The sequence below is a fragment of the Streptomyces sp. AM8-1-1 genome (assembly GCF_032229325.1).
GTDB lineage: Bacteria > Actinomycetota > Actinomycetes > Streptomycetales > Streptomycetaceae > Streptomyces > Streptomyces achmelvichensis.
The window spans coordinates 6,165,118-6,184,058 of sequence record NZ_CP135086.1; the positions used below are offsets into that span (position 1 = coordinate 6,165,118).

An 18,941-nucleotide genomic window follows, 5' to 3' on the forward strand; every position below is an offset into this window, starting at 1 on the left:
CAGGAGGCTCTCGCACCGTGGACCAACTGGCGCTGGTACTCGCGCTGTTGCTCGGGGCCGTGGTGACCGTACCGCTGGGGGACAAGTTCGATCTTCCGGCGCCCGTGCTGATGACGCTGGCGGGCATCGCGCTGGCCTTCATCCCGTTCGTGCCCAACGTCGAGATCCCGCCCGACTTCATCCTGCCGCTGGTGCTGCCGCCGCTCCTCTACGCGACGGTGCAGCGCACCTCCTGGCGTCAGTTCGCTGCCAACGTCCGGCCGATCATGCTGCTCGCCGTGGCCCTGGTGTTCGTGACGATGGCCGCCGTCGCGGCCGTAGCGACCACACTCGTCCCCGGGCTGCCCCTCGCCGCGGCCGTGGCGCTCGGCGCGCTGGTCGCCCCGCCCGATCCGGTCGCCGCGACCGCGGTCGCCGGCCGGCTGGGGCTGCCCCGCCGTCTGGTGTCCATCCTGGAGGGCGAGGGACTGTTCAACGACGTCACCGCGATCGTGCTCTACCACGTGGCGATCGCCGCCGCGGTCACCGGAACGTTCTCCTGGCCCGAGGCCGCCGGGGAGCTCGTCCTGTCCGCCGTCGTCGCGGTCGCGGTCGGGCTCGCGCTCGGCTGGCTCTCCAACAAGCTGATGAGCTACCTCGGCGACGCCACGCTCCAGATCGGTCTGTCGCTGCTGGTGCCCTTCGCGAGTTACGTACTCGCCGAGGAACTGCACGGCTCCGGCGTCCTCGCGGTCCTCACGACGGCGCTGTTCCTCGCCGAGCACACGGCGGACGCCGACGACGTGACCGGCCGGCTGGCCGGCAACACCTTCTGGGACATCGTCGACACCCTGGTGACCGGCGTCGCCTTCGGTCTGATCGGCCTGGAGCTGCACAACGTCTTCGGCACGGCCGAGGGGCAGCTGTGGGAGATGCTCGGCTGGGGCGTCGCGATCAGCGCGGTCGTCGTGGGCGTACGCCTGTTCTATCTGCTGCCGGCGACCTGGCTGGCCAAGCGCCTCCACGACAAACGCGACCTCGACGAGGAGATCCCCGTCGGCTGGCGCGAGACCGTCGTCATGTGGTGGGCCGGGATGCGGGGAGTGGCGACCGTCGCGCTGGCGCTCGCCATCCCGCTCACCACGGACAGCGGCGAGGCCTTCCCCGGTCGGGACCAGATCATCTTCATCGCGTTCTCGGTGATCATCTCCACCCTCGTGTTCCAGGGGCTCACCCTGCCCTGGCTGGTCAAGCGCCTCGGGGTGCAGTCCGACTCGGACGCCGAGCGGGAACTGGAGCACGGGCTCGCCCTGCGCGCCGCCAAGGCGGCCAAGCACCGGCTGCGCGAGATCGAGGACAGCGAGGAGCTGCCGGAGGAGATCAGCGAGCGGCTGCTGCGCAGGGCCTACGAGATCGGGGCACGGATCAGCCCCGACATCGTCGAGGACGAGCGGCGCGAGTGGTACACCAAGCGGCTCGACCGGCTGAAGATGGTCCAGCGCATCCAGCGGGAGATGATGTCGGCGGCCCGCCACGAAGTGCTGTCGGCGCGCAACGAACCGGGAGCCGATCCCGAGATCGTCGACCGGGTGCTGCGCCACCTGGATGTACGCAGCCTCCGCTGAGCGCCGCGGGCTCGTAGGATCCCCAGCATGGCGCGCACCGTGGTGATCAGTGGCGGCGGGACGGGAATCGGATTCGCGGCGGCGGAGGCTTTCGCCGCCGACGGGGAGCAGGTGGTGCTGCTCGGGCGGCGCGAAGAGGTCCTCGCGCGGGCGGCCGAGCAGATCCCCGGCGCCCGCTACTGCGCGGTCGACCTCAGCGAACCGCGCGGCGCCCGGGAGGCCGCGGAGTTCACGGAGCGCGAGTACGGCACCGTCGACGTCCTCGTGCACAGCGCGGGCGGCAACGGACGTCTGGAGCAGCGTTCCGCGTACGACGACGACCCGCTGGAGGCCGTCGCCCGCGACTGGACGGTGAACTTCCGGCTCAACACCCTCACGGCCGCCCTGCTCACCGAGGCCACCCGCGGCCATCTGGCCACCCCCGGGGGCCGGGTGCTGTTCCTCAGCTCGATCGCGGCGTACCGGGGGTCCGGCCTCGCTCCGTACGCGGCGGCCAAGGCCGCGCTGCATCCGTACGCCTTCAAGCTCGCCCGCGAACTGGGACCGCGCGGGATCACGGTCAACGTCGTCGCACCGGGGTTCGTCGAGGAGACCGAGTTCTTCGGTGGCGGCGACTTCCCCGAGGAGCGCCGAAGCGCCCTGGTCGCGGAGACCGCGACCGGGCGCATCGGTCACCCCGGCGATGTGGCGCAGACCCTGCGCTGGCTCGCCTCGTCGGCGGCCGGCCACATCACGGCCCAGGTCATCCAGGTCAACGGTGGCGCCGAGCGCGGGCACTGAGGGCCGGGACGCCCGGCGCAGGGTGCTCGGATGTCAGCCGGGGTTCTCGTGCCCGGACACCCCGTGGGTCAGCCGCGGCCGGTCCGCGGAGTGCCCTCCTCCGGCGCGATCTGGTCCTGGGTGAGCTCGGCCGGCTTCTCCTCCCGCTCCACGGCGTGGGCGGTGGCGATCCGCGGCAGCGCGTACGGATGCTGGTCGGACAGCCAGGCGATCAGCTGCTCGCGCACCGCGCACCGCACGGTCCAGATGTCGTCCGCGTCCTTCGCGGTCATCACCGCGCGTACCTGGATCGTCGAGGGCGTGGTGTCCGTGACGGCGAGCGACCAGTCGCGGCCGTCCCAGGCCGGGCACTCGCGCAGGACGTCACGGAGCTTGTCGCGCATCTCCGGCACCGGTGTGGAGTGGTCGAGATGGAAGAAGACGGTGCCGGTCATCTGCACACCGCCGCGGGACCAGTTCTCGAACGGCTTGCTGGTGAAGTACGACACAGGCATGGTGATCCGGCGCTCGTCCCAGGTCCGTACGGCGAGGAAGGTGAGCGTGATCTCCTCGACCGTTCCCCACTCGCCGTCCACCACCACGGTGTCGCCGATGCGCACCATGTCGCCGAACGCGATCTGGAGTCCCGCGAAGAGGTTGCCCAGCGTCGACTGGGCGGCCACACCGGCGACGATGCCGAGGACACCGGCGGACGCCAGCATCGAGGTCCCCACGGCACGCATGGCGGGGAAGGTCAGCAGCATCGCCGCGAAGGCCACCACGCCGACGACGGCGATGACGACCCGCTGGATGAGGGTCACCTGGGTGCGCACCCTGCGCACCCGGGCCGGGTCGCGGGTGGCCGCGGCGTAACGGGTGTAGGTGGACTCGACGATGGCCGTCGCGATCCGCACGACGAGCCAGGCGGAGGCGCCGATCAGCACCAGGGTCAGCACCTGGCCGATGCCCCGGTGGTGTTCGCGGATGCTCTCGATCTGCGCCTGGCGGTAGGTGGCTCTCAGCATCGCCGTGCACAGGACGACCTGCAGCGGCAGGCGGCACCGGCGCAGCAGACCCCACAGCGGGGTCTCGGTGTGGCGGGTGTCCTCTCGGCGCAGCAGCAGGTCGACCAGCCATCCCACGAACAGCGTGAGGACGACCGAGCCACCGATGACGATCAACGGGCGCAGCACGTTCTCCATGCCCACGAACGTAACCTGACGGCATGGACATCATGCTTTTCCATTCGACGTATGGCCTTCGTCACGGTGTGCGCCAGGCCGCCGAGCGCCTGGAAGCCGCAGGTCACACGGTCTGGACCCCGGATCTCTTCGAGGGCAGGACCTTCGGGAGCACCGAGGAGGGCATGGCCTTCCAGGACGGGATCGGAAAGGACGAACTTCTCAAAAGGGCTGTTCTCGCCGCGGCGCCCCGCTCGGACCGTGGCCTCGTCTACGCCGGCTTCTCGCTCGGCGCCTCCGTCGCGCAGACGCTGGCGCTCGGCGACGAGAAGGCCCGCGGGCTGCTGATGATGCACGGCACCTCCGACATCGCGGAGAACGCGGCGGTCGACGACCTGCCGGTACAGCTGCACGTCGCCGACCCCGATCCCTTCGAGCCGCACGACTGGCTGACCGCCTGGTATCTCGGGATGGGGAGGGCCGGAGCCGACGTCGAGGTCTACCGCTATGCCGGCGCCGGGCATCTCTACACCGACCCGGACCTGCCCGACTACGACGAGGAGGCCGCCGAGCAGACCTGGCGGATCGCTCTCGCCTTCCTCGAATCGCTGGACGGCACGCCGTAGGGCGGATGTTGGGGCCCGGCCGCTCGCGGGGGCGGATTCAGGGCCGGGTGCAGCGGCCCGAGGCTCCGGCCGCCGTGGGGCGGCACTGGAGGCCGTAGTCGGCCGAACTCGTGCTCAGATAGCGCCCGATGCAGGTGTTCGGCGACGTCCTGCCGCGTTCGGCGCAGAACGCCAGCGCCGCCCGGCCGTCCGCGAAGGGGCCGGGTGCGTAGATGACCCAGAATCCCGGGCGCAGCGAGGCGTAGTCGTCGCTGCGGACGAAGACGGCCTCGGGCACGGTGGCGCGGACCTTCGCGAGGCGTACGTCACGTGCGGCGGTGCCGGAGCCGAGGGGCTCGGAGTAGAGCTGGGCGATCCAGCCGCCGGTGGCCGGCGGACGGGGCGGGTCCGAGGACTCGTCGGGGCTGCTCGGTGTCGGTGTGGGTGTGGGCGTCGGCGTGGACGACGGTGACCGGGTGGGGCTGGAGCTCGGCGTGGGCCGTGGATCGCTCGTCGTCGCTGCCGGCGTCGAGACGGCGGACCCGGTCGGGCCGCCCCGGCCGCCTGCCTCGTCCTTGCCCTGGTCCCGCAGGACGAGCACCAGAGCGGTCGCCGCGGTGATCGCCACCGCCACCGCGATCACGGCGGCGACAACGGCCCCGCGTGACTTGCCGCTTCGCCGGTCCGGCAACGGCGGGGGCTGTGGCACCGTCGGCCTGGGACTGTCCAGCTGGGTGGGGACGGGGGGCACCGGGCCCGGCATCACCGGGGGAGGCGCGGTCGCCGTCATGGTCGGGCCGGCCCAGTGCGGCAGCATGCCGGACTCCACCTGCGCCAGCATCGCGTCCAGTTGCCGCGCGTCGGGGCGGCCCGCCGGGTCGCGAACGAGCAGTGCCCCCAGCACCGGTGCGAGCGGACCGGAACGCACCGGCGGCGGTACGTCCTCGTCCAGCACGGCGGCCAGCGTGGCCAGGGTCGTTCCCCGGCGCAGCGGGCTCAGCCCCTCGACGGACACATAGAGCACGAGCCCCAGCGACCACAGGTCGGAGGCCGGGTCGTCGTCCCGGCCGCGGATGCGCTCGGGGGCGATGTACTCGGGGGAGCCGATGAGTTCACCGGTGGCCGTGAGCGATGCCGAGCCCTGGAGGGCGGCGATACCGAAGTCGGTGAGCACGGCCCCGCCCCCGGGACCGTCCCGCAGCAGCACATTGGCGGGCTTCACATCGCGGTGCTGAATGCCGGCCGCGTGGGCGGCGCGCAGCGCCGAGAGCACCTGACGGCCGATGCCCGCCGCCTCCACGGGTGCGAGGGGTCCACGGCCGAGCCGGTCCTGGAGCGTGGTGCCCCGCACCAGCTCCATCACGATCCACGGATGCGGTTCGCCGTCCACGATGTGATGGATCGTCACCACGTGGGGGTGGCTGAGCCGGGCAAGTGCCCGGGCCTCGCGGAGCACCCGCTCCCGCACGGCGCCGGACGTCCCGGCCTCCGACCGCACCGCCTTCAGGGCGACTTCGCGGTGGAGCACGGTGTCGCGAGCCCGCCACACCGTGCCCATACCGCCACTGCCCAGCGGTTCGATCAGCTCGAACCGCCCGTCGATCACGTCCCCCGGCGCATGCATGGCGTCAGGTTAGAGCAGCTCTGCGTCATCACACCCGTACAGGGTTCGTTCTTCACCCGTAGGTTCCCGGGCCGCGGGTACCGGCGGGCCGAGTTCCTCACCGCACCGGCTGGTTCACCCGCTCGACCTTCTGCGTGCCGTTCAGCGTCCGGTACGACCGGGCCCATGTGGCGGTCGCCTCGCGCTTCTTCTTGTCGGACAGCACGTAGTAGTCCATCTGTGAACGCTCGGCCGTCACGTCGAGGACGCCGTAGCCGTGGCTGTCCATGTCCAGCCACTTCACATGGCGGTTGGCGGCCCTGACCGCCGCCTGCGCGACGACGGAGACCGTCCCCGGTGCGACATGGAGGATGTCGTCCAGGTTGTCCGAGGTCACCGACGTCACGACGAACTCGGTCGCGGCGGACTGGGACAGCGGGTATGTCGCGGCCTTGACCGGAACGTCGTTGGCCCAAGCCATGTGGATGTCACCGGTGAGGAAGACGGTGTTCTTGATCCCGCGCTGCGTGAGGTGCGCCAGCAGCTCCCGGCGGTCGTCGGTGTAGCCGTCCCACTGGTCGGCGTTGACCGCCAGGCCGCCCTTGGGCAGACCGAGCAACTCCGCGATGGGCTCCAGCAGATGGGCCGGCAGCGCTCCGAAGGCGACCGGCGAGATCATCACCGAGGTGCCGACCAGCTTCCACGCGGCGTCGGAGCCGGCCAGTCCGGCCTTGAGCCAGTCCAGCTGGGCACGGCCGGTGATGGTGCGGTCCGGGTCGTCCACACCGCCGTTGCCGATCGACGACTGCTGCGAGCGGAAGGACCGCAGATCCAGCAGATGCAGATCCGCCAGCTTGCCGAAGCGGAGCCTGCGGTAGACCGTGCCCTCGGTGGAGGCGCGCACGGGCATCCACTCGAAGTACGCCCGCCGGGCGGCGGCCGCACGGGCCGCGTAGTCCCCCTCGGTACCCGGGGTGTGGTTCTCGGCGCCGCCGGACCAGGCGTCGTTGGCGATCTCGTGGTCGTCCCAGATCGCGACCACGGGGTGCGCGGCGTGCAGCGCCTGGAGGTCCGGGTCCGTCTTGTAGGTGGCGTGGCGCAGCCGGTAGTCGGCGAGCGTGAGGATCTCGTGCCGGGGGGAGTGCTGCCGTACGCCGTACTCCGCGTCCGGGTAACCGCCCGCCGCGTACTCGTAGATGTAGTCGCCGAGATGGAGAATCGCGTCCAGGTCGGCGCGGGCGGCCAGGTGCCGGTAGGCGGAGAAGTAGCCGGCCTCCCAGTTGGCGCAGGAGACCACGCCGAAGCGCACCCCGGACGTGGCGGCCTCGGTTGCCGGAGCGGTACGGGTGCGGCCCACGGCGGACACGGTGGTGCCGGCGGTGAAACGGAACCAGTAGGCGGTCGCCGGGCGCAGGCCCCTGACGTCCGCCCTGACGGTGTGGTCCGTCTCGGCCGTCGATGTGGTGGTGCCACGGGCGACGACCTTGGTGAAGGCGCTGTCCTCCGCGACCTCCCAACCGACCGCGGTGTCGGGGCCCTTGCCCGAGCCCGGGAGGGACTCCGGCGTGGGGGTGATACGTGTCCACAGCAGTACGCCGTCGGGCAGGGGGTCACCGGAGGCGAGGCCGTGCAGGAAGGCCGGCGCAAGCGCGGCGGTGGCCGCGGAGGCGGAGGCGGAGGCGGCGACCGCTATGGCGGGCGCAGCGACGACAGCAGTGGCGGCAGCGGCCTTGACGACCGTGCGGCGGCTGGGAGTTGACGGGGTTCGACTGGTCACGGCCGATCAGACTACTGACCGGTAAGGCGAATGGGCGAGCGAACTGTCAAAGTGCGCCCGCCCATCCGGAGCGGTCCACCGGCGCGTTCCCCAACGGCCGCCCGGCCGCCCGGGACACTTCGGTCACCGGGCCCGCGGGGCGGGCCGTGAAGCCGCGCGGATCAGCCCTTCAGCACCTTGTCGAGCGAGGTCCGGTACTGCTCCACGGTCATCGGCGGGTTGTCGGTGCCCTCCGCCGTGATCTTCTTGCCGTCCATCTTCAGCGTCGGCGTACCGCCGACACCGCTCTTGTCGAACGTCGCGGACATCTTCATCGCCCACGCGTCGAACGTCCCGTCCTCGACGTTCTTCTTGAACTCGGCGTTGGACTTGAGCGCCGGGACGGAGTCGGCGATCTCCAGGAGGTAGGAGTCCTTGGCGAACTTGTCCTGGCTCTCCTCGGGGTGGAACTTCGCCGAGTACAGAGCGGCCTTGTACGCCGTGAAGGCGTCGGGGCTGACATCGAGCGCGGCGCCGAGCGCGCTCAGCGCGTTCTTGGAACCCTCGCCCTGGTCGGCGTTGTCGATGAAGGTGGCGCCGACGTACTTGAGCTTGTACGTGCCGTCGGCGACGTCCTTGGCGACCGTCTCGCCGACCGCCTGCTCGAAGCTCGCGCAGACCGGGCAGCGGGAGTCCTCGTACAGCTCCAGCGTCTTCTTCGCGGCCGGCTTGCCGATGACGACGGTCGTGCCGTTCGTGCCCTCGGTGTTCTTGGGCGCGGTGACGGTCTTCTCGTCCTTCACCGACTCCCAGTGATCCGGCTTGTTGGCCTGCATCACGGCGTATCCGGCGCCGCCCGCGATCGCGAGGACCACGATCGTCGAGCCGATGACGATGAGCTGGCGGCGGGTCTTGTCCTTCTTGGCCTGGCGCTCGCGCTCCTGGCGCAGCCGCTCGCGGGCCGCCGCCTTGTTGGCCTGGCTGTTACGTGCACTCATGGTTCTTCACTCCGTGGGATGTCGTATCCGCGGATACGGGGAAACGCCGGGGACACGGAAACCGGGACATACCGGGAAACGGGAAGTCCGGGAGACCGGAAGGGGGACTGTGGGCTCAGGCGAGAACCGCGGCCGAGTCCGGTGGTCCCCTTCGTCCGACGGAATGCACCAGCAGCCGCGCGCGGGCCCGTGCGGCCCGGACGGGTGCGCGCCGGGCGCCGGTGCCCCCGGAGCGCTCCGTCGCCCCCACCGCGGCGACGGCCAGCAGCAGCGGCCGGAACGCGAGGGCGCCGACCGCCCGGACGAGGCCGGCCAGCGCGGACTCGCCGCGCCGCAGCCAGGCCGCGGCGAGCAGGCCGACCGAGACATGGGCGGCGAGCAGCAGCCAGGGCACGGCGGGGTCGGCGGAGTGCAGCAGATTCGCCGCGCCCGGGTCGGCCGAGGCCACCCCCGGCAGCCCGCTGCCCACACTGCCGCCGCAGAGCACGTCGAAGCCGACCGTGCGCAGCGAACCGGCGACCGGTCCGCCGCCCGGGCCGTAACAGACGTCCTGGCCGGCGGTGAAGACGGTGTCCGCGGCCAGCTCCAGGGGGACGAGCAGGCCCGCTATCCGCCAGAAGCCGCGCTCCTGCCCGGACAGCAGATAGGCGACGCCGAAGACGAGCGCCGACATCCCGGCGAGGGTCGTCCACGGGAGCGGGGAGCGGGAGAGCAGCACATGGGAGGCGGCGGACAGCGTCACGACCAGTGCCGTGAAGATCGCTGCCCGCAGCCCCCTGAGCTGCACACCCGACAGATTCATCACCGGGGAGTCTCCCATGGCTCCCTGAGAGGGTTCTTAACGGATCCGGTCGCGGGGCGGAGCGCCCTACAGACCGGGGATCCGGCCGTTGCGGAACAGGTCCACGAAGATCTGGTGGTCCTTGCGCGCCCGGGAGCCGTAGCCGTGCGCGAAGTCGACCAGCAGATCGGCGAAACCGTCCTCGTCCGCAGCGATCGCCGCGTCGATGGCCCGCTCCGTGGAGAACGGCACCAGCGAATGACCGCTCTCGTCGTCGGCGGCACCGTGCATCGTGGCGGTGGCCCGGCCGAGGTCCGCGACGACCGCCGCGATCTCCTCCGGGTCGTCGATGTCCGACCAGTCCAGGTCCACCGCGTACGGCGAGACCTCGGCGACCAACTGGCCGGCGCCGTCGAGCTCGGTCCAGCCCAGCCACGGATCGGCGTGGTCCTGGAGAGCGCGCTGCGAGATCACCGTGCGGTGACCCTCGTGCTGGAAGTACTCCCGCACCGACGGGTCGTCGATGTGCCGGGAGACCGCCGGGGTCTGCGCCTGCTTCATGTAGATCACGACGTCGTTCTCGAGGGCGTCGCTGTTGCCCTCCAGCAGGATGTTGTACGAGGGGAGACCGGCGGAACCGATGCCGATGCCGCGCCGGCCGACCACGTCCTTGACCCGGTAGGAGTCGGGGCGGGTCAGGCTGGACTCGGGCAGCGTCTCCAGATAGCCGTCGAAGGCCGCCAGCACCTTGTACCGGGTCGCCGCGTCCAGCTCGATCGTGCCCCCGCCGGAGGCGAAGCGGCGCTCGAAGTCCCGGATCTCCGTCATCGAGTCGAGCAGACCGAAGCGGGTCAGCGAGCGGGCCACGCGCAGCGCGTCCAGCAGCGGGCCCTCGGCGGTGTCCAGCGTGAAGGGCGGCACCTCGTCGTTCTTGGCGCCGGCGGCCAGGGCGTGGATGCGCTCGCGGTAGGCGGCGGCGTAGATCCGCACCAGCTCGGTGATCTGCTCGTCGCTGAGGGCCTTGGTGTAGCCGATCAGGGCCAGGGACGCGGCCAGCCGCTTCAGGTCCCAGGTGAAGGGGCCGACATAGGCCTCGTCGAAGTCGTTGACGTTGAAGATCAGCCGGCCGTTGGCGTCCATGTACGTGCCGAAGTTCTCGGCGTGCAGATCACCGTGGATCCACACCCTGCCGGTGCACTCGTCCAGGTACGGACCGCCGTGCTGCTCCCGCTCGAGGTCGTGGTAGAAGAGGCAGGCGGTGCCGCGGTAGAAGGCGAACGCGGAGGCCGCCATCTTCCGGAACTTGACCCGGAAGGCGGCCGGATCGGCGGCCAGGAGCTCGCCGAAGGCGGTCCCGAATACGGCGAGGATCTGCTCACCGCGCTGTTCGGCCGTGACCTCGGCGGTGTGCGGTACCGACATCGCTGGGTGCCTCCTGGTGCATGACAAATGGGACAGTGCTTCCGCCCCTCCAACGCTCGAAGGTACTCGGGAGTGCCCCGCGATTGTCAGTGGAGAGTCGTAGACTTCCACGCTGTCCCCCCAGACCGTCCGTTACCCGCCACTCGCCGTTCCCCGGAGGCCCCCGCCGTGACCAAGCCGCCGTTCACGCACCTGCATGTGCACACCCAGTACTCGCTGCTGGACGGTGCCGCGCGGCTGAAGGACATGTTCAACGCGTGCAACGAAATGGGCATGTCGCACATCGCGATGACGGACCACGGCAACCTCCACGGGGCGTACGACTTCTTCCACTCGGCGAAGAAGGCCGAGGTCACTCCGATCATCGGGATCGAGGCCTATGTGGCCCCGGAGTCCCGGCGGAACAAGCGCAAGATCCAGTGGGGCCAGCCGCACCAGAAGCGCGACGACGTGTCCGGTTCCGGTGGTTACACGCACAAGACGATCTGGGCGGCGAACAAGACCGGACTGCACAACCTCTTCCGCCTCTCCTCCGACGCGTACGCCGAGGGCTGGCTCCAGAAGTGGCCGCGGATGGACAAGGAGACCATCGCCCAGTGGTCGGAGGGGCTGATCGCCTCCACCGGCTGCCCGTCCGGCGAGCTCCAGACGCGGCTGCGCCTCGGCCAGTTCGACGAGGCGCTGAAGTCGGCCGCGGAGTACCAGGACATCTTCGGCAAGGACCGGTACTTCCTGGAGCTGATGGACCACGGCATCGAGATCGAGCGCCGGGTCCGTGACGGCCTGCTGGAGATCGGCAAGAAGCTCGGCATCCCGCCGCTGGTCACCAACGACTCGCACTACACCTACTCCCACGAGGCGACGGCGCACGACGCGCTGCTGTGCATCCAGACCGGCAAGAACCTCTCGGACCCGGACCGCTTCCGCTTCGACGGCACCGGCTACTACCTCAAGTCCACCGACGAGATGTACGCGGTGGACTCCTCGGACGCCTGGCAGGAAGGGTGCGCCAACACCCTCCTGGTCGCCCAGCAGATCGACACGACCGGCATGTTCGAGGCCAAGAACCTCATGCCGAAGTTCGAGATCCCCGACGGCTTCACCGAGGTCACCTGGTTCCAGGAGGAGGTGCGGCGCGGCATGGAGCGCCGCTATCCCTCCGGCGTCCCCGCCGACCGCCAGAAGCAGGCGGAGTACGAGATGGACGTCATCATCCAGATGGGGTTCCCCGGGTACTTCCTCGTGGTCGCCGACTTCATCATGTGGGCCAAGAACAACGGCATCGCGGTCGGCCCCGGCCGAGGCTCCGCGGCCGGCTCCATCGTGGCGTACGCCATGGGCATCACCGACCTCGACCCGATCGAGCACGGATTGATCTTCGAGCGGTTCCTCAACCCCGAGCGCGTCTCCATGCCCGATGTCGACATCGACTTCGACGAGCGCAGGCGCGTCGAGGTGATCCGGTACGTGACCGAGAAGTACGGCGCCGACAAGGTCGCCATGATCGGCACCTACGGCAAGATCAAGGCGAAGAACGCCATCAAGGACTCCGCCCGGGTCCTCGGCTATCCGTACGCGATGGGCGACCGGCTCACCAAGGCGATGCCCGCGGACGTCCTCGGCAAGGGCATCGACCTGTCCGGCATCACCGACACCTCGCACCCCCGCTACAGCGAGGCCGGCGAGATCCGCGGGATGTACGAGAATGAGCCGGACGTGAAGAAGGTCATCGACACCGCCAAGGGCGTCGAGGGCCTGGTCCGGCAGATGGGTGTGCACGCCGCCGGCGTCATCATGTCCAGCGAGCCCATCGTGGACCACGCCCCGATCTGGGTGCGGCACACCGACGGTGTGACCATCACGCAGTGGGACTACCCGCAGTGCGAGTCGCTCGGTCTGCTGAAGATGGACTTCCTCGGCCTCCGCAACCTCACGATCATGGACGACGCCATCAAGATGGTGAAGGCCAACAAGGGCATCGATCTGGAGATGCTCGCCCTCCCGCTGGACGACCCCACGACGTACGAACTGCTGTGCCGCGGTGACACGCTGGGTGTCTTCCAGTTCGACGGCGGCCCGATGCGCTCGCTGCTGCGGCTGATGAAGCCCGACAACTTCGAGGACATCTCCGCCGTCTCGGCCCTGTACCGCCCGGGCCCGATGGGCATGAACTCCCACACGAACTACGCGCTCCGCAAGAACGCGCAGCAGGAGATCACGCCGATCCACCCGGAGTTGGAGGAGCCTCTCAAGGAGGTCCTCGGCGTCACCTACGGCCTGATCGTCTATCAGGAGCAGGTCCAGAAGGCCGCCCAGATCATCGCCGGATACTCCCTCGGCGAGGCCGACATCCTCCGCCGTGTGATGGGCAAGAAGAAGCCCGAGGAACTGGCGAAGAACTTCGTCCTGTTCCAGGAGGGCGCCCGCAAGAACAAGTACTCCGACGAGGCGATCCAGGCACTGTGGGACGTCCTGGTCCCCTTCGCCGGATACGCGTTCAACAAGGCGCACTCCTCGGCATACGGCCTGGTCACCTACTGGACCGCGTACCTCAAGGCGAACTACCCCGCCGAGTACATGGCCGCGCTGCTCACCTCGGTCAAGGACGACAAGGACAAGTCCGCGGTCTATCTCAACGAGTGCCGCCGCATGGGCATCAAGGTGCTGCCGCCCAATGTGAACGAGTCCCAGTCGAACTTCGCCGCGCAGGGCGACGACGTGATCCTCTTCGGCCTCTCCGCCGTCCGCAACGTCGGTACGAACGTGGTCGAGTCGATCATCCGTTCCCGCAAGGCCAAGGGGAAGTACACGACCTTCCCCGACTTCCTCGACAAGGTCGAGGCGGTCGTCTGCAACAAGCGGACCGTGGAGTCCCTCATCAAGGCCGGCGCCTTCGACGAGATGGGCCACACCCGCAAGGGCCTCGTCGCCCACCACGAGCCGATGATCGACAACGTGGTGGCGGTCAAGCGCAAGGAGGCCGAGGGGCAGTTCGACCTCTTCGGCGGCATGGGCGACGCGGAGGACAGTTCCGAGCCCGGCTTCGGTCTCGACGTGGAGTTCTCCGACATCGAGTGGGACAAGTCCTATCTGCTCGCCCAGGAGCGCGAGATGCTCGGGCTGTACGTCTCGGACCACCCGCTCTTCGGTATCGAGCACGTCCTCAGCGACAAGACGGACGCGGCGATCTCCCAGCTCACCGGCGGCGAGCACGCGGACGGCGCGGTCGTCACCATCGGCGGCATCATCTCGGGCCTCCAGCGCAAGATGACCAAGCAGGGCAACGCCTGGGCCATCGCGACCGTCGAGGACCTGGCCGGTTCGATCGAGTGCATGTTCTTCCCCGCGACCTACCAGCTGGTGTCCACCCAGCTCGTCGAGGACACGGTCGTCTTCGTCAAGGGACGGCTCGACAAGCGTGAGGACATTCCGCGGCTCGTCGCCATGGAACTGATGGTTCCCGACCTGTCGTCCGCGGGCACCAACGCCCCGGTCGTCGTCACCATCCCCACCGTGAAGGTGACCCCGCCGATGGTGAGCAGGCTCGGCGAGATCCTCAGCCATCACAAGGGCAACACCGAGGTACGGATCAAGCTTCAGGGGCCGCGCAAGACGACGGTGCTGCGGCTCGACCGGCACCGTGTGCAGCCGGACCCGGCCCTGTTCGGCGACCTCAAGGTGCTGCTCGGTCCGTCCTGCCTGGCGGGCTGACACCGCATCCGGGGCCTCGTGCCCGAACACCCGGAAGGGGCGCGCCCGTCGTCACGGGCGCGCCCCTTCCGCTGGATGCGGGCCGATCAGTTGTGACCGAAGCGCCGCTGATGTTTACGGGCAACGTCCGCCGGGCTGCCCTGGCCTTGCGACTGCGGGCGGGCCTGGGACTCGTAGGCGGTGGTCTTCGCCTGCTCGTTGCCACGCTCCGCCGGGGACGCCGCGCGCTCCTGTTGGCCGCCCTTGCGATTCTTGTTCTTGGCCATGGTGTGCCTCCACTGGGATCTAGGGGCCAGGGCCGCGATCAGACTCACATACAGGACGATACGCCGCATTTTGGATCATAGCGGTGGGTAAAGACCCCATGTCACAGGCCTTGACACGGGATCCGCCACGCCGATGATCGAGTTCCGGCCGTTAAGCCTCATGTGGTCGGGCAGACTCGAAGGAAACCCGCGAGAATCCCCGGTCCGGAACCTTTTTCCGGTCCGGAGTCTTCTTGCATTCCGACGTTCCCGAATTTCCCGAAGTTCCCGAAAGAAGGTGGAACGCGTGGACCGCTGCGTTGTCCTGGTTGACGCCGGATATCTGCTGGGCGCCGCCGCGAGCCTGCTTGCCGGGGAACCGGCGCGTTCCCGGATCACTGTCGACCATTCCGCACTTATTCAAGGCCTTCGCGAACTCGCCGAGGCCGATACCGAGCGCCCCCTGTTGCGTATCTACTGGTTCGACGGAGCCCCCGACCGTGTGCCGCAGCCCGAACACCGCAGGCTGCGGGTGATGCCCCGGGTGACGGTCCGGCTCGGCGCACTGACCCGCAGCGACGGACGCTGGGCGCAGAAGGGCGTGGATGCGGCCATGCACGCCGAGCTCACCGAACTGGCCAGAAATCGCGCATGCTCCGACGTGGTCCTGGTGACCGGCGACGGGGATCTGCTGCCCGGCCTGATGTCCGCCAAGGAGCACGGCGTGGCCGTGCACCTGTGGGCGGTGCAGGCCGCCGACGGCGACTACAACCAGTCCGAGGACCTCGTCGCCGAAGCCGATGAGCGGCGGGTGCTCGACCGCGCCTGGATCACCGGGGCCGTACGGGCCAAGGAACTCACCGGCGTCTGCGCGCCGCCCCCCGTCCCGCGGCCGGAGATCGCGGCGATCCTCTCCGCACCCCTGCCCGAGTCGGCGCTCGCCGCCTCCCAGGAGCGGGCCGCCGAGGCCGCGCGCAACGGCGCGCCGCCCGAGCCCACCGACAACGGCGCCGCGGCCCCTCCCGCCCCCGCCGCCTCCTCCAAGGGCGTGCCCACGCCCAAGGACCTGGCGAGTCTGCGGGCCCCCGGGCCGCACCCCCCGCACCACCCCGCGAACGCCACCCTGCGCTGGTCCTCCGACAAGGGCTGGGTCGAGCGGGCCGGCGGTGCGCTGGGCGAGCCGCCGGAGACGGCCTCGCTGCCGACGCTGGCTCAGCTCACCAGCGCCGAGCAGCGCTGGGCCGATCGCGAGGAGGACATCACGACGGTCGGCGGCGACCCCTTCGAGGTCGGTCAGGTGTTCGCCCGGCGCTGGATGGCGCGACTGCCGGAGGCCGGCCATGTGCAGAAGCTGTCGACGATGTACCCGCGGATCCCGCACCGCATCGACGGAGAACTGCTGCGCTACGCAGCACGTTTCGGTCTGCTGGCGCACAAGGACGACCAGATCGACGAACACGACCGCTATGCGATCCGGGCCGGATTCTGGCGGGAGATCGACGTCCGGGCGGCGGCGGAACACGCCCCGGCCGGGGAGTAGCCCCGGCGACCCCGTAGTCTCGTACCTCGTGAGTACGGTGTGCGTGGTGCGGCGACTGGTCAAGACGTACCCCGCCGTGCGCGCCCGGCGGGGGGTTCCCGCGACGCCCGAGGTGAGGGCGACGGACGGGATCAGCCTGGAGGTCCGGGGCGGTGAGATCTTCGGTCTCCTCGGCCCGAACGGCGCCGGCAAGTCCACCCTCGTGCGCCAGCTGACCGGTCTGATGCGGCCCGACTCGGGCAGCGTCGAGGTGCTCGGCCACGATCTCGTACGCCACCCCGAGAGGGCCGCGCGGCTCATCGGCTACCTCGGGCAGGAGTCCACCGCGCTGGACGAGCTGACCGTCGCGCTGGCCGCCGAGACGACCGGGCGGCTGCGCGGACTGACCACCCGGGACGCCCGGGCCGAGCGGGACTCCGTCCTGGAGGAGCTCGGGCTGACCGCGCTCGCCGGACGCCCGCTGAAGAAGCTGTCCGGCGGGCAGCGCCGGCTGGCCTGCTTCGCCGCCACGCTGGTCGGTGAGCGCCCGCTGCTCGTCCTGGACGAGCCGACGACCGGTATGGACCCCGTCGCGCGCCGCGCGGTGTGGGCGGCCGTCGACCGGCGCCGGGCCGTGAACGGAACGACGGTCGTGCTCGTAACTCATAACGTGATCGAGGCGGAGACCGTCCTCGACCGCGTCGCCGTCCTGGAGCGCGGCCGGGTGATCGCCTGCGACACCCCGGGCGGGCTGAAGGAACGGGTGGCGGGCGAGGTGCGGGTCGAGCTGGTGTGGCGGGACCGGGCGCCGCTGGACGTGCCCGAGGTCGCCGCGCTGCGCGGCTCCGCGCAGCAGTCGGGGCGCCGCTGGGTGCTGCGACTGGCGCCCGACGAGGCGCGGGCCGCGGTCGCCGCGGTGACGGGGGGAGCGGCGTTCGCCGCACTCGACGACTTCACGCTGACGACGCCCAGCCTGGAGGACGTGTACTTGGCGCTCGGGGGGAACGCGACGAAGGGGCTGGTCAAAGCGTGAGCATCGTTCCCGCGGAGGCGGTGTCCGGGAAAACCGGACAGATCAGGGTCCACAGCGCGGCGGCCGAACCCGCCGCGCCTCTCGCACCGCGGGCCCGGCTGCTGCCGGCTCTCGGTGCCGTGTACCGCGCGCAGCTGTCGCGGGCACGGGTGGCCAGGATCCCGCTCCTCTTCGTGGCGACGTTCCAGTCCGTCGGGATCATGGTCCTGATGCGCGGGGTCGTGGACGGCGGTGCCGAGGCGCGTGCCGTCGTCGCCGGCTCCTCGGTCCTCGTCGTCGCGTTCGTCGCGCTGAATCTGCTCGCCCAGTACTTCGGGCAGCTGCGCGCCACCGGTGGTCTGGACCACTATGCGACCCTGCCGGTGCCGCCCGCGGCCGTGGTGCTCGGGGCGGCCGGAGCGTACGCCTCCTTCACCGTGCCCGGCACGATCGTCACCGCCGTCACCGGCAGCGTGCTGTTCCAGCTGCCCATGACGCATCTGTGGGTGCTCGTGGCGGTGATCCCGCTGAGCGGGGCCGCGCTCGCCGGTCTCGGTGCGGCGCTCGGCCTGCTCGCACCGCGCCAGGAATTCGCCACACTGCTCGGGCAGTTGGGCATGTCGGCCGCGCTGCTGCTGGGAGTGCTGCCGGCGGACCGGTTGCCGGGGCCGATCTCGTACGCGCGTGATCTGCTGCCGTCGACGTACGGCGTCGAGGCCCTTGCCAGGACCTTCGAGGCGAGCCCTGACTGGGCCGTCGTGGCGCTCGACCTCGCGGTCTGCGCGTTCGTGGGCGTCGTCTCGCTCACGGTCGCGACGTGGGCCTATCGGCGGGCGGCGGTCCGGTGAGGCGCCGGACGAACACGTTTGGCACGATGGCGGTGTGACTGCACCGCTGACACCGCCGCATCAGCCCTCCCCGAACGATCCGTGGCAGACGCCGCCGACCGGTCCCGTACCCGCGTACCCGCACCACGGGGCCGAGGGTCACGAGGGGGCGCACCCCGACGACCCGGACCTGAGGACGGATCTGCGGGACAGCGCCGTGGTGCTGGTCGCGGTGGCGGTCGCGGGTGTGGCACTGGGCCTGCTGTGGCTGTGGCTGGCGCCCAGGGTGCCGCTGATCTCCGACGGCAAGGCGGTGTTCCTGCGGGACACCGAGGGCGAAGAGGCGATGGGAGCAGACGGAACGTTTGCCCTGCTCGCGCTCGCCTTCGGCGCGGTGAGCGCGGCGGTGCTCTTCCTGCTGCGCAGGCGTGGCGGAATCGCGCTGGTGGTGGCGCTCGCCGTCGGCGGTCTGCTCAGCTCACTGCTCGCCTGGGGCATCGGTACATGGCTCGGCCCCACGGACGACGTGGTCGCCCACGCCCGCGAGGTCGGCAAGGGGGTCGTCTTCGACGCACCGCTGGAGCTGAACGCGCACGGGGCGCTGCTGGCGTGGCCGGTGGCGGCGATGGTGGTCCACCTGGCGCTGACGGCACTGTTCGGCCCGCGGGACGTGGAGCCGGAGTGGGACGCGTAAGGCCCTGAGGGCGGCGCGCAGCACGCACCGCAGTCCGGTCCGCGGCACGGCGCCTGACCGGGGCCTGATGCGTGGCCGGTTATCCGGCCTCGCCGGGCGGGCCCGACCCGGGGCCGTGGACCCGGCCGGAGCCCACGGTGCCTGATCCCGGGGTCTGATCCGCCGTCGGTCACACGGAAGCCGCAGCGCACCCGCGCCGCGAGCGGGCGGCCGTGAGGGCCACC

At 70.4% G+C, this 18,941-nt stretch carries 15 protein-coding genes; 8 read left to right on the plus strand and 7 right to left on the minus strand.

Features of this window, described 5'->3' with window-relative positions; genetic code table 11:
• Positions 1 to 17: 17 nt before the first annotated feature.
• Positions 18 to 1,604, plus strand: a complete 1,587-nt coding sequence (locus RPQ07_RS27465; protein WP_313946883.1) for a Na+/H+ antiporter — start codon at positions 18 to 20, stop codon at positions 1,602 to 1,604.
• 27 nt (positions 1,605 to 1,631) lie between these two features.
• Entirely contained in the window at positions 1,632 to 2,384 is a 753-nt protein-coding gene (locus RPQ07_RS27470; protein WP_313946884.1) for an SDR family NAD(P)-dependent oxidoreductase, read from the plus strand.
• A 68-nt stretch (positions 2,385 to 2,452) separates the two neighbouring features.
• Here RPQ07_RS27470 and RPQ07_RS27475 read toward each other — a convergent pair whose 3' ends face one another.
• Entirely contained in the window at positions 2,453 to 3,565 is a 1,113-nt protein-coding gene (locus RPQ07_RS27475; RefSeq protein ID WP_313946885.1) for a mechanosensitive ion channel family protein, read from the minus strand.
• Positions 3,566 to 3,588: 23 nt separating this feature from the next.
• Here RPQ07_RS27475 and RPQ07_RS27480 point away from each other — a divergent pair, with 23 nt between their 5' ends.
• A complete protein-coding gene (locus tag RPQ07_RS27480; protein ID WP_313946886.1) occupies positions 3,589 to 4,170 on the plus strand; it encodes a dienelactone hydrolase family protein in 582 nt (193 codons plus the stop codon).
• A 37-nt stretch (positions 4,171 to 4,207) separates the two neighbouring features.
• Here the strand turns inward: RPQ07_RS27480 and RPQ07_RS27485 are convergent, their stop codons facing one another.
• The 5 genes from RPQ07_RS27485 to RPQ07_RS27505 form a co-directional block, all read right to left on the minus strand.
• On the minus strand, positions 4,208 to 5,773 hold the full coding sequence (locus tag RPQ07_RS27485; protein WP_313946887.1) for a serine/threonine-protein kinase: 1,566 nt from the start codon (positions 5,771 to 5,773) through the stop codon (positions 4,208 to 4,210).
• Positions 5,774 to 5,870: 97 nt separating this feature from the next.
• Complete coding sequence (locus RPQ07_RS27490) at positions 5,871 to 7,529, minus strand: alkaline phosphatase D family protein (RefSeq protein ID WP_313946888.1); 1,659 nt, start codon at positions 7,527 to 7,529, stop codon at positions 5,871 to 5,873.
• A 161-nt stretch (positions 7,530 to 7,690) separates the two neighbouring features.
• Complete coding sequence (locus tag RPQ07_RS27495; protein ID WP_313946889.1) at positions 7,691 to 8,506, minus strand: DsbA family protein; 816 nt, start codon at positions 8,504 to 8,506, stop codon at positions 7,691 to 7,693.
• A 115-nt stretch (positions 8,507 to 8,621) separates the two neighbouring features.
• Positions 8,622 to 9,308 carry a hypothetical protein gene (locus RPQ07_RS27500; RefSeq protein ID WP_313949041.1) on the minus strand — a complete coding sequence of 229 codons (687 nt, stop codon included), beginning with the start codon at positions 9,306 to 9,308 and terminating at the stop codon, positions 8,622 to 8,624.
• 66 nt (positions 9,309 to 9,374) lie between these two features.
• Positions 9,375 to 10,709 (minus strand): DUF2252 domain-containing protein, encoded by a 1,335-nt coding sequence (locus RPQ07_RS27505; protein WP_313946890.1) that lies wholly within the window; start codon positions 10,707 to 10,709, stop codon positions 9,375 to 9,377.
• 168 nt (positions 10,710 to 10,877) lie between these two features.
• Between RPQ07_RS27505 and dnaE the strand changes: the two genes are divergently transcribed.
• The gene (gene dnaE, locus RPQ07_RS27510; RefSeq protein WP_313946891.1) at positions 10,878 to 14,420 is read left to right on the plus strand and encodes a DNA polymerase III subunit alpha; all 3,543 of its coding nucleotides are present in this window, start codon (positions 10,878 to 10,880) and stop codon (positions 14,418 to 14,420) included.
• Between the two features lie 86 nt (positions 14,421 to 14,506).
• Here the strand turns inward: dnaE and RPQ07_RS27515 are convergent, their stop codons facing one another.
• Positions 14,507 to 14,686, minus strand: a complete 180-nt coding sequence (locus tag RPQ07_RS27515) for a hypothetical protein (RefSeq protein WP_313946892.1) — start codon at positions 14,684 to 14,686, stop codon at positions 14,507 to 14,509.
• 286 nt (positions 14,687 to 14,972) lie between these two features.
• On the opposite strand from RPQ07_RS27515, the gene RPQ07_RS27520 reads away from it, so the two are divergent.
• Genes RPQ07_RS27520 through RPQ07_RS27535 form a run of 4 tightly spaced genes read left to right on the plus strand, consistent with a single transcriptional unit; the run spans position 14,973 to position 18,717 of the window.
• On the plus strand, positions 14,973 to 16,205 hold the full coding sequence (locus RPQ07_RS27520) for an NYN domain-containing protein (RefSeq protein ID WP_313946893.1): 1,233 nt from the start codon (positions 14,973 to 14,975) through the stop codon (positions 16,203 to 16,205).
• A gap of 37 nt (positions 16,206 to 16,242) precedes the next feature.
• Positions 16,243 to 17,217, plus strand: coding sequence for an ABC transporter ATP-binding protein (locus RPQ07_RS27525; protein ID WP_313949042.1), 975 nt, complete (start codon positions 16,243 to 16,245; stop codon positions 17,215 to 17,217).
• The gene (locus RPQ07_RS27530) at positions 17,214 to 18,044 is read left to right on the plus strand and encodes an ABC transporter permease (RefSeq protein ID WP_413777783.1); all 831 of its coding nucleotides are present in this window, start codon (positions 17,214 to 17,216) and stop codon (positions 18,042 to 18,044) included. The genes RPQ07_RS27525 and RPQ07_RS27530 overlap by 4 nt, the downstream gene beginning before the upstream one ends.
• A gap of 34 nt (positions 18,045 to 18,078) precedes the next feature.
• A complete protein-coding gene (locus RPQ07_RS27535) occupies positions 18,079 to 18,717 on the plus strand; it encodes a DUF2567 domain-containing protein (protein ID WP_413777784.1) in 639 nt (212 codons plus the stop codon).
• Positions 18,718 to 18,941: the final 224 nt, after the last annotated feature.

What these genes read in the sequence shown, in the direction of transcription:
- RPQ07_RS27470 (WP_313946884.1), top strand. Translation starts at nt 1,632, where the DNA reads ATGGCGCGCACCGTGGTGATCAGTGGCGGCGGGACGGGAATCGGATTC.
- RPQ07_RS27475 (WP_313946885.1), bottom strand. Translation starts at nt 3,565, where the DNA reads ATGGAGAACGTGCTGCGCCCGTTGATCGTCATCGGTGGCTCGGTCGTC.
- RPQ07_RS27480 (WP_313946886.1), top strand. Translation starts at nt 3,589, where the DNA reads ATGGACATCATGCTTTTCCATTCGACGTATGGCCTTCGTCACGGTGTG.
- RPQ07_RS27485 (WP_313946887.1), bottom strand. Translation starts at nt 5,773, where the DNA reads ATGCATGCGCCGGGGGACGTGATCGACGGGCGGTTCGAGCTGATCGAA.
- RPQ07_RS27495 (WP_313946889.1), bottom strand. Translation starts at nt 8,506, where the DNA reads ATGAGTGCACGTAACAGCCAGGCCAACAAGGCGGCGGCCCGCGAGCGG.
- RPQ07_RS27500 (WP_313949041.1), bottom strand. Translation starts at nt 9,308, where the DNA reads ATGAATCTGTCGGGTGTGCAGCTCAGGGGGCTGCGGGCAGCGATCTTC.
- RPQ07_RS27505 (WP_313946890.1), bottom strand. Translation starts at nt 10,709, where the DNA reads ATGTCGGTACCGCACACCGCCGAGGTCACGGCCGAACAGCGCGGTGAG.
- RPQ07_RS27515 (WP_313946892.1), bottom strand. Translation starts at nt 14,686, where the DNA reads ATGGCCAAGAACAAGAATCGCAAGGGCGGCCAACAGGAGCGCGCGGCG.